The organism is Bacteroidota bacterium (genome assembly GCA_016195025.1).
Classification (GTDB): domain Bacteria; phylum Bacteroidota; class Bacteroidia; order Palsa-948; family Palsa-948; genus Palsa-948.
Genome location: JACQAL010000049.1, coordinates 1 through 14393, shown reverse-complemented (window position 1 = coordinate 14393; position 14393 = coordinate 1). Strand labels below are relative to the sequence as shown.

Annotated in this window: 10 protein-coding genes; 6 read left to right on the top strand and 4 right to left on the bottom strand. The window is 43.0% G+C overall.

Annotation, left to right across the window (positions count from 1 at the left end; genetic code table 11):
- Nucleotides 1–134 precede the first annotated feature (134 nt).
- Genes HY063_10040 through HY063_10030 form a run of 3 tightly spaced genes read right to left on the bottom strand, consistent with a single transcriptional unit; the run spans nt 135 to nt 3390 of the window.
- Nucleotides 135–1085 carry a transketolase family protein gene (locus HY063_10040; GenBank protein ID MBI3502125.1) on the bottom strand — a complete coding sequence of 317 codons (951 nt, stop codon included), beginning with the start codon at nt 1083–1085 and terminating at the stop codon, nt 135–137.
- A 9-nt stretch (nt 1086–1094) separates the two neighbouring features.
- On the bottom strand, nt 1095–2498 hold the full coding sequence (locus HY063_10035) for a VWA domain-containing protein (GenBank protein MBI3502124.1): 1404 nt from the start codon (nt 2496–2498) through the stop codon (nt 1095–1097).
- 1 nt (nt 2499) lies between these two features.
- Nucleotides 2500–3390 carry a transketolase gene (locus HY063_10030; protein MBI3502123.1) on the bottom strand — a complete coding sequence of 297 codons (891 nt, stop codon included), beginning with the start codon at nt 3388–3390 and terminating at the stop codon, nt 2500–2502.
- 248 nt (nt 3391–3638) lie between these two features.
- On the opposite strand from HY063_10030, the gene ychF reads away from it, so the two are divergent.
- The 6 genes from ychF (at nt 3639) to HY063_10000 (ending at nt 13233) form a co-directional block, all read left to right on the top strand.
- The gene (gene ychF, locus HY063_10025; GenBank protein ID MBI3502122.1) at nt 3639–4745 is read left to right on the top strand and encodes a redox-regulated ATPase YchF; all 1107 of its coding nucleotides are present in this window, start codon (nt 3639–3641) and stop codon (nt 4743–4745) included.
- A 45-nt stretch (nt 4746–4790) separates the two neighbouring features.
- On the top strand, nt 4791–6653 hold the full coding sequence (locus tag HY063_10020) for a type IIA DNA topoisomerase subunit B (GenBank protein MBI3502121.1): 1863 nt from the start codon (nt 4791–4793) through the stop codon (nt 6651–6653).
- Between the two features lie 129 nt (nt 6654–6782).
- Nucleotides 6783–9437, top strand: coding sequence for a DNA gyrase/topoisomerase IV subunit A (locus HY063_10015; protein MBI3502120.1), 2655 nt, complete (start codon nt 6783–6785; stop codon nt 9435–9437).
- Nucleotides 9438–9466: 29 nt separating this feature from the next.
- Nucleotides 9467–9787: a hypothetical protein gene (locus tag HY063_10010; protein ID MBI3502119.1), complete on the top strand. Its 321-nt coding sequence runs from the start codon at nt 9467–9469 to the stop codon at nt 9785–9787.
- 134 nt (nt 9788–9921) lie between these two features.
- A complete protein-coding gene (locus tag HY063_10005; GenBank protein MBI3502118.1) occupies nt 9922–12114 on the top strand; it encodes a trypsin-like peptidase domain-containing protein in 2193 nt (730 codons plus the stop codon).
- Nucleotides 12115–12240: 126 nt separating this feature from the next.
- The gene (locus HY063_10000; protein ID MBI3502117.1) at nt 12241–13233 is read left to right on the top strand and encodes a hypothetical protein; all 993 of its coding nucleotides are present in this window, start codon (nt 12241–12243) and stop codon (nt 13231–13233) included.
- 189 nt (nt 13234–13422) lie between these two features.
- On the opposite strand, the gene HY063_09995 is transcribed toward HY063_10000, so the two are convergent.
- The gene (locus HY063_09995; GenBank protein MBI3502116.1) at nt 13423–14184 is read right to left on the bottom strand and encodes a hypothetical protein; all 762 of its coding nucleotides are present in this window, start codon (nt 14182–14184) and stop codon (nt 13423–13425) included.
- Nucleotides 14185–14393: the final 209 nt, after the last annotated feature.

The window sequence follows — 14393 nt, the reverse complement described above, 5'->3', positions numbered from 1 at the left end:
TTGGATGTCTTTGGCTACGATCGGTTATCAAACGAATCAAACGCTCTATCAAGTAAAAACAGGATTGTTTAAACAGTTCCTTGTGCAACAACTCAGAACACCACTAACTCATTTTCACTAATCTTGCGAAAGTCCTATCTCTTTAAAACTTTCTCAACTGCCTCCACAATATTCGGAGTGTCTATTCCATATTTGGTCATGAGTTCTTCGGGCTTGCCGCTTTCTCCAAATGTATCGTTCACGCCAACCATTTCAATAGGCGCAGGAAATTTTTTTGAAAGCACGTGCGCAATGCTGTCGCCCAATCCTCCGTTGAGTTGATGTTCTTCGGCAGTAACAACGCATTTTGTTTTTCTTACAGAGGCGAGAATTGCTTTTTCATCCAGCGGTTTCACGGTGTGAATATTTATCAACTCGCAGGAAATTCCTTTTGCTTCCAATATCTCGCATGCCTGAATCGCTTTCCAAACCAAATGTCCGTTTGCAAAAATGGAAACATCTTTTCCTTCATTCAGTAGTTGTGCTTTACCAATTTCAAACTTTTCATTTGCTTCCGTAAAATTCGGAACTGCCGGTCTGCCGAATCTCAAATAAGCCGGACCGTGATGAGTTTCCAGCGCGAGCGTTGCTGCTTTGGTCTGGTTATAATCGCAAGGCACTATCACCGTCATGTGCGGAAGCATTTTCATCATTCCAACATCTTCCAATATCTGATGCGTGGCTCCGTCTTCTCCAAGCGTGAGTCCCGCGTGCGATGCGCATATCTTCACATTCTTTCCCGAGTACGTAATCGACTGGCGAATCTGGTCATACACTCTTCCGGTTGAAAAGTTGGCGAACGTTCCTGTGAAAGGAATTTTTCCTCCGATGGTCAATCCGGCTGCTGTACCCATCATGTTTGCTTCGGCAACTCCGCACTGAAAAAACCTATCCTGAAATTCTTTTTCGAAAGCATCCATTTTCAGTGAGCCGGTTAAGTCCGCACACAACCCGACAACGTTTTTATTTTTTCTTCCGAGTTCCAATAATCCTGCTCCGAATCCGGAACGTGTATCTTTTTTTTCTGTGTAAGAATATTTTTTCATACTGATTTTTTAATAAAGTTTTATCTGAACACCTGCATTTGATTCGACACTGAATTTTTTCTCTATCGAATAAAAAGTTTCTTTAGCAGAATTCGGGCGATAAATAATTCTGTATTTCCCCGGCTGAAGCACCAGCGATTCCTGCATGGCATTTGTGTTTAGATTGCAAACCCATTTGAGTTCGTTTTTTTCTTCGAGATAAATGCTGGATGGACCAGGTCCCGGTTTATAAATAGATGCAGTTCCCGCCTGTGGAATTTCAATGGTTGTTGTTTTGCTCTGATTAATTTCCACATTGCTGAATTTAATTCTCGGAAGAGATAAAATTTCCAAATCATATTTTCCGATAAGATATTTTTCATAGGAATTAAAATTCTGAACATGCAGCGTTTGCATTTCTCCGTTCTTTCGCACTATGCATTCAAGTTTTCCATAACTGCTCACATTATCGCCGACTTTCAAGGATAAATATCCTTGTGGGGCATCAATGAAAATTTTATTGTGTTTTCCCGGAGTAATTTTAATTCCCTTTTTCTGCACTTCAGGAATGGTATGCACCACCATTTTATAAGTTCCAATCGGGTCAATAAAAATTGTGTCGGGGTTTCCCAGAATATTTAACGTGTGCATGAAGTTATAACGTATGGCTCCGGAAAACTCATCGTAAAAAGTTACGGCAACATCTGTCTCGGTTGGTTTTTTATTTATATCAAGCAAATCAACTTCTGCTGTCGTGTTGTTCATCGCCTGAGCCACCACGACATTTAAAATATTTTTAAAACCTGCCTCGGAAGAAGCGTCATAAAATTTTCCGATGCATTTAAACGCATCAGCAAAATTCAAATCAAGCCCGATGCCGATAACAAACGGTTTTATGATGACGCCTTTTTTCTGAAGTTCAAGAGAAACCGCGCAAGGGTCGCCATTGCATTCTTCAATTCCATCGGTGATGAGAATAATAATGTTTCGTGAATTTTTATCGGGCGGAAAATCATACGCTGCTTTACCGAGCGAAAAGGCAATCGGAGTTGTCCCTGTAGGAATAAGTGCATTAATCACCTTTTTCATTTTTGGCGCTGAAACAGGAGTGGTTGCAAACGGAACTTCAAGTTTTGTATCCTCACAATTAACCGGTCCGGGCCAAAGAGAAGTTTGATGTCCATAAACACGTAACGCAATTTCTATATCGGAAGAATTATTTTTCATCAAACTATCAAGAAATTCTGACATGAGTTTTTTTGCAACTACAATTTTTTTATCACTCTGCCAATCACCGAACATGCTGAAAGAATCATCGAACACAAAAAGGATTCTTGTTTTTTGCGGAGATGGTTGCGCAAAAGCGGAATTGAAAATTAAAAATGAAAAATTAAAAATGAAAAAAAGAAATAAAACTTTTGACTTTTGAATCATATCAATAATCCCCGAGTGTTTGAGGAAGTTGAGCGAGGGCTTTTGCGAGTTGTTCATCGTTGGGTGCAATGCCGTGCCATTTATGTGAGCCAACCATAAAATCCACTCCGTGTCCCATTTCTGTTTTCATCAGAATCATAATCGGCTTTCCTTTTCCTGTTCGTGATTTTGCTTCTGCCATAACGCTGAGCACCTCTTCAATATTGTTTCCATTCATCTGTAAAACTTCCCAGCCGAATGCGAGCCACTTTGCTTTTAAATCACCGAGCGGCATTATTTTATCTACAGGCCCATCAATCTGCTGACCGTTCCAATCTATAGTAGAAATTAAATTGTCAATCTTGCGCGCGGAAGCAAACATTGCCGCTTCCCAAATTTGTCCTTCCTGAATTTCTCCGTCACCGTGAAGCGAGTAAACAAAATTTTTATCTCCGTTCAATTTTTTTGCAAGCGCGGCACCGCAGGCGACTGACATTCCCTGCCCGAGTGAACCGGATGCAACACGAACTCCCGGCAGTCCTTCGTGTGTTGTCGGATGTCCTTGTAAACGGGAATTTATTTTTCTGAACGTGGAAAGTTCTTTCACAGGAAAATATCCCGAGCGCGCGAGAACAGAATACCACACAGGAGAAATATGCCCGTTCGATAAAAAGAAAACATCTTCCCCGATTCCATCCATCTGAAAATTTTTCGGATTATGTTTCAGAATTTGAAAGTAGAGCGAAACAAAATATTCAGTGCAGCCAAGCGAACCGCCCGGATGTCCGGACTGGCAGGCGTGAACCATTCGCACAATATCTCTTCGCACCTGCGAGCAGATTTTTTTTAGTTCATCAATATTCACAGTGGGGGTTTTAGTTTTTTCAGAAGGAGAAAGAGTGGTTGTTGTCATAATCGCGCGTGAAAATAAAGTAAATAAAGTTAGAAAAATTTAATGTTGAAAAACAGATTTTATGTTGATAACTGCAAGTACAAAGTAGCAAGTATCAAGTACAATGAAATTCAAAAACAAAACTCATCGGTTGTCGTCTTTGTACTTTGTACTTCGTGCTTGACACTTTTCCTCTGTTAATAAGTCTGTGGATTTCCAATTTTATTTCCTAACTTAATAAGAATAATGAAAACTAAATTTGTTTCTCTATGGCATTGAAATGCGGAATAGTTGGTTTGCCCAATGTAGGCAAGTCAACTTTGTTTAATTGTTTAACAAATGCGAAAGCGCAGGCGGCAAATTTTCCGTTCTGCACGATTGAACCGAATGTGGGAGTGATTACAGTTCCCGATGAACGCTTAAACAAACTTGCTGAACTGGTAAAGCCGGAAAGAATTGTTCCGACAGCTGTGGAGATAGTTGACATCGCGGGATTGGTGAAAGGCGCGAGCAAAGGCGAAGGATTGGGAAATCAATTCCTCGCGAACATCCGCGAGTGTGATGCGCTCATTCACGTGCTTCGCTGTTTTGACGACCCGAATGTTGTGCATGTGGATGGTTCTGTGAATCCGGTGCGCGACAAAGAAGTTATTGATATGGAACTTCAGTTGAAAGATCTGGACAGCGTGGATAAAAAACTTTCGCGCGTACGAAATACTGCGAAAGCCGGAGTTGATAAAGACGCAAAGAAAGCATTTGAAGTTTTATCTATATATAAGGAACATCTGGAAGCGGGAAAATCCGCGCGCGCAGTGCAGATGAAGGAAGAAGATAAAGTTCATGTTGCCGATTTAATGCTTCTTACTGCAAAACCTGTTTTGTATTTATGTAATGTCCGCCTCACCCCAACCCTCTCCGAAGGAGAGGGAGCAAGAGTGGAGCAGGTAAGAAAAATTGCAAAGGAAGAAAATGCAGAAGTGGTTTTAATAGATGCACAGCAGGAAGCAGAGATTGCGCAACTCGAAAGTTATGAAGACAGGAAAACTTTTCTTGCTGATTTGGGATTGGAAGAAGCAGGCGTGAATAAATTAATTAAAGCGGCATATAAACTTTTGAAACTGAAAACTTATTTTACTGCCGGACCAAAAGAAGTTAAAGCATGGACAATCACAAAAGGAATGACAGCACCTCAAGCCGCAGGAGTGATTCATACCGATTTTGAAAAAGGATTTATTCGCGCGGAAGTAATAAAGTATAATGATTTTGTTACGCTGGGTTCTGAATCTGCTTGCCGCGATAAAGGAAAATTAGCGCAGGAAGGAAAAGAATATGTAGTTGGAGATGGGGATGTGATGCACTTTCGCTTCAATGTATGACGAACGAATAACAAATAACGATTAACGATTAACGATTAACTTAATATGGCAACAGACCCAAAATACACGGAAGCGAGCATTAAGTCGCTCGACTGGAAAGACCACATCCGGTTTCGCCCGGGAATGTACATCGGAAAACTTGGAGACGGCTCTTCGATGGATGACGGAATTTATATTCTGCTGAAGGAGAGCATTGACAACGCGGTGGATGAATTCGCAATGGGCTTCGGAAAAAAAATTGATGTGAGCATAAAAAATAAAATGGTGACAGTGCGCGATTACGGGCGCGGAATTCCACTCGGCAAGGTGATGGACTGCGTGGCGAAAATAAATACGGGTGCGAAGTATGACTCCGAAGCGTTCAAAAAATCTGTGGGGCTGAACGGTGTGGGAACGAAAGCAGTGAATGCGCTGTCGAGTTATTTCAAAGTGCAATCTGTTCGCGAGGGGAAAATAAAATTGATTGAGTTCACGCGCGGAGCGGTGGAGAAAGATGCGAAAATTGTTTCAAGCAATGATTCCGATGGAACCACGATTGTGTTTACGCCTGATGAAAAAATGTTTCCGAATTTTCATTTCATCAACGAGCACGTGGAGCGGATGCTGTGGAACTACGCGTATTTGAATCCCGGACTCGTAATAAATTATAACGGACAGAAAATAGTTTCTGAAAAAGGTTTGCACGATTTACTACAGACAGAAATCAACGGAAAAATTTCTTACCCCATCATTCACCTGAAGAATCACGACATTGAAGTGGCGCTTACGCATTACGATACGAAGTATGGCGAAGAATATTATTCATTTGTGAATGGAGCGCACACCACTCAAGGCGGAACTCACCTTATTGCTTTCCGCGAGGCGGTGGTGAAAACGATTCGCGAGTTTTATAAAAAAGAATTTGATGTGGCGGATATCCGCAACTCAATTGTGGCTGCTGTGAGCGTGAAAGTGCAGGAGCCGGTTTTTGAATCGCAGACGAAAACAAAACTCGGTTCGCAGGATATGGGACCGAAAGGTCCGAGCGTGAAAACATTTGTCTATGATTTTTTGAAACGCGAACTGGATAATTTCCTTCACAAGAATTCTGAAACGGCTGAATTGCTTCTGCAAAAAATTATCACTTCGGAAAAAGAACGCAAGGAAATGGCGGGCATTCAGAAAATAGCCAAGGAGCGCGCGCGTAAAGCGGCATTGCATAACCGAAAGCTTCGCGATTGCAGAGTTCACCTCGGTGACCAGGACAACGAACGGAGATTGGAAACAACTTTATTTATTTGCGAAGGAGATTCCGCGAGCGGTTCGATTACAAAAGTGCGCGATGTAAATGTGCAGGGAGTTTTCAACCTGAAAGGAAAACCTCTGAACTCGTACGGACTTTCGAAGAAAATTGTATATGAGAATGAAGAGTTCAATCTTTTACAGAACGCGCTGAACATTGAAGAGAGTTTAGAAAATCTTCGATACAATCAGGTCGTTCTTGCCACCGATGCCGATGTGGATGGAATGCATATCCGGCTTTTGCTGATTACTTTCTTTTTGCAATTCTTTCCCGACTTAGTGAAGAACGGGCACTTATATATTTTACAAACGCCTTTGTTCCGCGTGAGAAATAAAATGGAAACGATTTATTGTTACAGTGACAAAGAAAGAGTGAGTGCTGTAACTAAACTCGGACCGAAACCTGAAATCACACGCTTCAAAGGGCTTGGTGAAATTTCTCCGGATGAATTCAAAAACTTTATCGGGAAAGATATGCGCCTTGAACCGGTGATTGTGGGAAAAGAATCTCCGATTGAAAAACTGCTTTCCTATTATATGGGAAAAAATACGCAGGAGAGGCAGGAATTTATTATTGATAATCTGAGAGTGGAAAAAAATCTGGAACAGGAATTAACAACTGCATAAGAAATTATGGCAAAGAAAAAATCTAAGGAGGAAAAACCTTCGAAGAAAAAAAATCTTCCTGCAAGTTCTTCCAAAGGAGGAAAAGAAAAAATTTCTCCTCCGCCAACTGACGGAGAGCCGGAAGAAAAAATGGCAAACGTTACTCACGTTGACGGAATGTATCAGAACTGGTTTTTGGATTATGCTTCGTATGTGATTCTGGAGCGCGCGGTGCCGTATGTGGAAGATGGATTGAAGCCCGTTCAGCGCAGGTTGATGCACGCGATGTGGGAACTGGAGGACGGGCGCTATAATAAGGTAGCAAATCTCATCGGGCACACGATGAAATATCACCCGCATGGTGACGCGAGCATTGGCGATGCCTTGGTGCAGTTGGGACAAAAAGATTTGCTGATTGACACGCAGGGAAACTGGGGAAATATTCTTACAGGAGATGGAGCCGCTGCTCCGCGATACATTGAAGCGCGGCTTTCAAAATTTGCGCTCGATGTTTTGTTCGCGCCAAAGATTACTCCCTGGCAGTTGAGTTATGACGGGCGAAACAAAGAACCGATTTTTCTTCCCGCGAAATTTCCGCTTTTGCTTGCGCACGGTGTGGAAGGAATCGCGGTGGGACTTGCCTGTAAAATTCTTCCTCATAATTTTATTGAACTGATTGACGCGAGCATGTCCATTCTGCAGGGAAGAAATAAAAAGATTTATCCTGATTTTATCACGGGGGGAATGATTGATACTTCCGATTATAACGATGGAGTGCGCGGAGGAAAAATCCGCGTGCGCGCGAAGATTTCTCAATTAGACAAGAAAACACTTTTGGTTTCTGAAATTCCTTTCGGCACAACTACTACTTCCCTGATTGAATCAATTATTTCTGCGAACGATAAAGGAAAAATAAAAATTAAAAAGGTAGAGGACAATACTTCGGAGAATGTAGAAATCCATATTCATCTTTCGGCAGGTGTTTCGCCCGATGTTACGATGGATGCGCTTTACGCATTTACGGATTGCGAAGTTTCCATTTCTCCCAACTCCTGCATTATTGAAAATGAGAAACCGAAATTTCTTGGCGTGAGCGAGATTCTGAAAATCTCCACGGAGCGAACAAAAGAAATTCTCCGCCTTGAACTCGAACATCTGAAACAGGAATTGCTGGAGCAACTGCATTTTTCTTCGCTGGAAAAAATATTTATTGAAAAAAGAATTTACCGCAACATTGAAGATGCGGAAACCTGGGAAGAAGTCCTGACTACGATTGAAAAAGGATTGAAGCCCTACACGAAAAAATTTATCCGCGCGGTTACGAGAGAGGATATTGCTCAACTCACCGAAATAAAAATCAAACGCATCTCTAAATTCGACAGCAAGAAAGCGGATGAAGAAATAAAAGAACTGGAAAAGAAAATTGGAGAAGTGAAACGCAATCTTTCTACGCTCACCGATTATGCAATCAACTGGTTCAAAAATCTGAAAGAGAAATACGGAAAAGGAAAAGAAAGAAAAACTGAAATCAAATCGTTCGAGACAATTAAAGCTGCGAGTGTTGCTGCGAACAATGTAAAACTTTATGTGAACCGCGAAGAAGGTTTTGCCGGCTACGGAATGCGCAGCGAAGAATTTGTCTGCAACTGTTCCGACATTGATGATATAATTGCATTTGCGGGCGATGGAACGATGCGTGTTCTGAAAATTTCTGACAAGGCATATTTCGGAAAAGACATTCAGTATATCGGTGTATATAATAAGGAAGACGACCGCACGGTGTATCACATGATTTACCGCGATGGGCTGAAAGGAAATGTGTATGTGAAGCGTTTCCAGATTAAAGGCGTTGTGAGGGAAAAAGAATATGTGCTCACGCGCGGAAATGAAAGTTCAAAAGTTCATTACCTGAGCGTGAATCCGAACGGAGAAGCCGAAGTGGTGACGGTGGTTCACAAAGAGAAAAAACATTTGAAGAAACTGGAATTTGAATTTAACTTTGGAGAACTTGATATCAAGGGAAGGGATTCCGTTGGAAATATTCTCACAAGAAATCCTGTGAAGAAAATTGTGCACGAAGAAAAAGGAAAAGCAACTCTTGCCGCAATTAAATTCTGGTTTGATGAAACAGTGAATCGTTTGAACAGAGATGAACATGGAAAATATCTCGGAGAATTTTCAGGCGATGACCAAATTCTCACGGTTACCAAAAAAGGATTTGTTGAACTGCACACATTTGATTTGAGCGAACATTTTGATGAAGGAATTATTCTCATCAGTAAATTCAAGCCGAGCAATCCTGTTTCTGTAGTTCATTATGATGCGGAAGACAAACGCTATTATGTAAAACGCTTCCTGCTTGAATCCGGAAAAAAATCTCTTATCATTTCCGAAGCAGATGGTTCATCCATTGAAGCAGCATCGAATGATGCAAATCCCATAGCGGAAATCACTTTCGGAAAATCAGACGGTGTTCAGCCGAGAAATAAAAAAGTAAATCTTGTTGAGTTCATTGATGTGAAAGGTGTGAAGGCGAAAGGAAATAAACTGACGGATTATAAAGTGAAGGATGTTGTGATAGCCCCCTCCAACTCCCCCGAAGGGGGGAACACAGGTGATTCTGCATTGCACCCCCCTTCGGGGGGCAGGGGGGCTGTGGAATTTGAAATTGTGCCGAAGGGAAAGGAAAGCGTGAAGGAATTTGTTCCGAAAGATAAAAAATCGAAAGAGAAGAAAGCCAAAACGCCAAAGCAAAAAAAAGGAAAAGGCAAAGCGGGGAAAAACCAGATGAAGTTGGAATTATAATTGATACCTTTGGTTTAAAATCTAATCAAATGAAAAAAATAATCTCCTTCGTTTGCTCTGTTGCTCTGTTATTTTGTACATCAAACATTTTCGGACAATATCTCTTTGATAAATCGGGGAGCACGCTCGGAAGAATTGATGGCAATTATGTCTATGATAAATCCGGCTCTACGCTCGGCAGGTTTGACGGGAATTATGTGTACGATAAATCGGGTTCAACACTCGGGCGCGTAGATGGAAATTATATTTACGATAAATCGGGAAGCACGCTCGGAAGGATTGACGGCAATTATGTTTACGATAAATCCGGTTCCACGCTTGGAAGGGTAGACGGAAATTATTCAAAATAAGAAACTATGTGTATGTTGTCATTTCGACCGAAGGGAGAAATCTCCTCATTCAGGGGGAGATTTCTCACCCTCAAAGCAGGGTTCGAAATGACAAACCTCTATAAATATCTAATCTGAATAATGTCTAATAAACGATGAAAAATTTTGCTTACCTATTGCTCTTTGTTTCTTCACCGTTATTTTCTCAAACGCTTTCTTCCGCTTCGCTCGCTCAGGTGAAAAAAGCCACCGTATTCATTGAAGTGAAACATAATTTTGTGCTCACCAATGACGAGTTCAGTTCATCGGGCAGCGGTTTTTTCATCAATGACAAAGGATGGATTGCCACCAATTACCATGTCATCCAGTCCTCGCTGAGTGATTACAGCACCACGTACCCTACCAGAATCACGCGCCTGAAAGTGATTCGCAACAGCGGCACTTCCGATTATAAAACGTACACCGCATCGGTGATTGCCATTGATAAAGAAAACGACCTTGCCCTTCTTGCCGTTTCCGATTCCACAAAGTTTCCTTTTCTTGACATTGAAACCAAAGAGCCCGCTGAACTTCAGCCGGTGTGGGTGTTTGGTTTTCCGCTGGGAAAAGAATTTACGGTGCTGCAGCGCGGTCCTGAAATATCGGTGAACAACGGTGCGGTGTCGGCTCTGCGGCACGATGACCGCAATGAATTAAAATCGGTGCAGGTGGATGCGGTAATCAATCACGGCAACAGCGGGGGGCCGCTCGTGAACGAAAACGGAAAAGCGATTGGCATTGTGCAAAGCATGATGCCCGGTGCGAAAATGAATTTTGCAGTTGCCGCGCATTTTCTCAGCGCGCTGGCAAAAACCGTTTCCGAAAAATTTTCTTTCGGCATGCAAACGCATCTGAAAATTAAAACCCTTCCCGAAGATGCGGAGGTCTTCATAGGAAGCAATCAACTTTTAACCAAGAACGGTTTCAAAGATGATTACCAGCCCAGCGGCTTGTACACAATGGCTGTGATGAAAAAAGGATTCACTCCCTGTTTGAAGCAAGTATGTTTCAACGGAGAGAATTACGATGACACCGTTGCGCTGCTTGCGGAACGCACACTCACCGTGCCTGCGCGAAACATTTTCTCCGAAGAAAAAAAATCTTCTTCCGCAAACATTCAGCACGAAGAAATTCTGCTGAAAGAAAATTTTAACGATGCAAAAAAGTTTGAAACGTGGGAGCAAAACACGGGCGGGGACACGAAGCGCACGTGGTATCTCGAAGAAGGAAAACTTAACCAGTATGAAAACAACACCACGCTTCATGCCATTTACCTGGGAGAAAAGGAATGGGAAAATTATACCGTGCGCGCGCGGGTAAAAATCACCAACGAGGGAGGCGACAAAGATGCCGACAGCCGCGCGGGAATTATTTTCCGCGAAACGGAGGATGGATTTTACCTGCTGCGCATTCACAAGGAAACCAACAAAGCGCAACTGGCATATCATTCCAACGAACCGTTCGGGTGGTTCATTCTTTACGAAAAGAAATTAGATGAAACCATTGAAACCGGCAAGTGGTATGAACTTTCCGCATCGGTGTTCGGAAATATTATTTCGTGCGCCATGAACGGAAAGAATTTATTCAATGTGAATGCCGCCTATTCGCCAAAGGGCAGGGTGGGATTTTATTCGGTGGAGAGCGCGCCCGTGTTCGATAGTTTAATAGTTACAAAAACAAAAAGCATTTCCGCGCCAGCGGCTGCCGATTCTTCTTCGCTCGTGTCGTTCTGGTTTTCCGACAACTTTGATTTGAAATCGAACTGGTGGGAGCAATATAAAATTAAAGAGGGAACACCGGGCGAGGAAGTTATTTCCCCGCTCTATATGGTGGACGGCTCTTTTGCCGTAACGGAAGAAACAGCAGACGAGCAATGCATGGAGTTCACCAAATATAAACTCAAAGATTTTTCCATGAACCTGATTGTTTCACTCGATAAAGGAAAAGACAATGCCGCGTTTGAAATTTTTCTGCGCAGCGAAGGCGCGCGCAAACTCGCGCTGCGTTTTGAGAAAGAGTCAACTAAATTACTCCTTGTGGAATACGACAACGGAAAAGAAAAAGTTCTGAAAGAGAAAAAACTAACCGAAGAAGTTTTTGGCGCCACCGCGCAGTTGGTGGTGAAGTTAAGCGGCAATGCTGTTTTTATAGGAACAACGTATTCATGGTTTCTCGCTTACGAGAGTAAAAACATTCCGTCCGCTGCCGGCAGAATAGGATTTGGCTTGCGCAATGTGCGCGCGGCTTTTCATTCACTCACGCTCACGTCCATTAACGATGACCTTGCTGCGGGAAAAGGGAAAAAATAATTCATGTTCAATCCTACTAAATACTAATTCATACCAATGTACCAATCAAGACGGGCAACAATTAGTACATTAGTACAGATTAGTATTTAGTAGGGATAATCATGATTTTCGAATCCCCGACTACCGATGGTATACAATTCACGAAATCTCTGTCTTATTACCTCTTACCTCTCGCTTCTTACTTATTGCACCACCCCTTCTTTCGCGCAGCGCAAGTTGGAGAAAGAGAAAAAAGAAATTCTTGCGGAAGGGCTGGCGCTTTACACGCTCATTCTCGCCAACTGGACTTCGAACGATATATACTATGAAAACGAATATCCCGTTTCGTATGTGAAAGGATATTTATCCTATAAAGATAAGGATACGCTCAAAACAATTTTCTGGCGCGAAACAGATACCGCTTCTGCCGAATACAAAGCCAAAACATTCCGCTCTGCCGAAGATACAGGCGAAGTGGCTGATTCAATGCCGAAGAAATTCAACGACCTGCGCGTGATAGTGAAAACCGTTCGCTACCCCAAAATTTTTGTGTCGCGCAAGAATGCCGATATTCAGGATGAAGAGCGCGAGCCCACCGCGCAGGAAAAACTGCTGATGGACTTCCGCAAAATGGCATACGATGAAATAAATTCCGACACTTCATTTTTCAAACTCTATGCAGGCACACAACTCAAAGCGGTGGTGATGGAGGCGGGCAAGGAAATGAAAGTATATGTATATTCCATTACCGGCAAAGAAGACGTGGTGCCCATAGGAGGCGATTACCTTTTGCTCTTCGACAAAAAGGAAAAACAACTGCTGGAAAAAACCGCCCTGCATGGTGAGTGCCTTTTCATTTCCACCCATTACCGCGGAAAAAGTTACGATGCCAGCAAAACCACTATGCATAAACATCTCCAGGGCGCATCTGAATTAATTACCCCCACCGATATTGCCACGCTGCTTTTATATAAAAGCCAGTTGGAATGGGACGAACACCAGGTGGTGGGCGAAACCTACACCTGCGTGTTCACTTTAGTTGACCGCAAACTCGATATCATTCCCACTGCCGAGTTTGAAGCCCTGCGCAAGAAGCGGGTGGAGCAGGAGAAGGAAGAAAAGAAAGCGAACTTTCATTAACTGGTAACGAAGGTTGTTTTGCATGATGTTACCTATATAGGACTTACGCAAAACGGTGTCATTCCGAGCGAAGCGAGGAATCTCCTTTGTGCCAAACATAGGAGATTTCTCCCTCTGGTCGAAATGACAATACTCACTAAACTTTTGCGTAAGTCCTGTCCGTAACAAGATTCGTTCATTCGTTACCCGTCAAGCCGAAGGCGCACTTGTTTCATCCTGCAAACTCACATCCACTTTAAGAGCGGAAGAAGGGTCGCCTAATTTGCCGGTGGAACTTTCGTAGCGGGCAATATACCACGCCCATAGTTTCAGGTTGGGGTCAAGACCAAGGTCGGAAAATTTGCTGAGGGCAAGTCCGCGCTTGGCGTTCACAATAAATTCATACTGCTTGATGCTGGTGGGGGCTGCCGTGCCAATGAAGCGATATACTTTGCAGAACTTCATTCCGTGCGGAATGGCTTCGGTTTTTTTCTTGTCGGGGTCTTTGGTGGTCAGTAAGTGTTCGCCCACTTTCATTCTGCGCAAAAAGAGAACGGGAATGAGCGTGCCCGGGTCGCCCGCAGTTTTGGCAGGTGATTTTGCCAGCGCGGTGCTGCGCTTCACGCGAAAGGTTTCGCAATCACTGGTGGTGCCGCCCAGCGCCACCTTGTCAAGCAATTTATGCCCGTTTAATTTATCGTGGTCGTATGCTTTCACATTCTTAATGAGAATTTTCATCTGGTCTTTTATATCCGTGCTGCTTTTTTTCTTGTCGCTCAACTCCTGAAAGAGTTTATCGCTCTGCTTGCGGAAGGCGGTCCACTGTGCGCTTTCGGCTGCCGTCCAGCCGAACTTCTGAAAGTTCTGCGGAGGCGGAGCGGTGGGGTTGGCTGCCAGTTGAAGGTCATCGGTGTTGTCCATGTAAGGAGCAAACTCGGTTGCTTTTGTGGGAATGCGGGTGTCTTTTGGCATAGGAGTAAAGTTTAGAGTTTAGAGTTTGGAGTTGAGAAGCAAATTATTGCTGAAAACTGTTCTGTGTTGGTTTTTGATTTGTTTTTAACACTTGCAGATGAGTTGAAAATAATCGTAGGGTAGTTGAAAATAATTTTCTACTCTCCTTCCTTTCGCGCAGGGGGGTTGAAAATAAATTTCTACTCTCCTTCCTTTCGCGCAGGGGGGTT

Excerpts from the sequence above, each read along its gene's own strand:
- HY063_10015 (MBI3502120.1), top strand. The coding sequence starts at position 6,783 with ATGGCAAACGTTACTCACGTTGACGGAATGTATCAGAACTGGTTTTTG.
- HY063_09995 (MBI3502116.1), bottom strand. The coding sequence starts at position 14,184 with ATGCCAAAAGACACCCGCATTCCCACAAAAGCAACCGAGTTTGCTCCT.
- HY063_10000 (MBI3502117.1), top strand. The coding sequence starts at position 12,241 with ATGGTATACAATTCACGAAATCTCTGTCTTATTACCTCTTACCTCTCG.
- ychF (MBI3502122.1), top strand. The coding sequence starts at position 3,639 with ATGGCATTGAAATGCGGAATAGTTGGTTTGCCCAATGTAGGCAAGTCA.
- HY063_10040 (MBI3502125.1), bottom strand. The coding sequence starts at position 1,085 with ATGAAAAAATATTCTTACACAGAAAAAAAAGATACACGTTCCGGATTC.
- HY063_10020 (MBI3502121.1), top strand. The coding sequence starts at position 4,791 with ATGGCAACAGACCCAAAATACACGGAAGCGAGCATTAAGTCGCTCGAC.
- HY063_10030 (MBI3502123.1), bottom strand. The coding sequence starts at position 3,390 with ATGACAACAACCACTCTTTCTCCTTCTGAAAAAACTAAAACCCCCACT.
- HY063_10035 (MBI3502124.1), bottom strand. The coding sequence starts at position 2,498 with ATGATTCAAAAGTCAAAAGTTTTATTTCTTTTTTTCATTTTTAATTTT.
- HY063_10005 (MBI3502118.1), top strand. The coding sequence starts at position 9,922 with ATGAAAAATTTTGCTTACCTATTGCTCTTTGTTTCTTCACCGTTATTT.
- HY063_10010 (MBI3502119.1), top strand. The coding sequence starts at position 9,467 with ATGAAAAAAATAATCTCCTTCGTTTGCTCTGTTGCTCTGTTATTTTGT.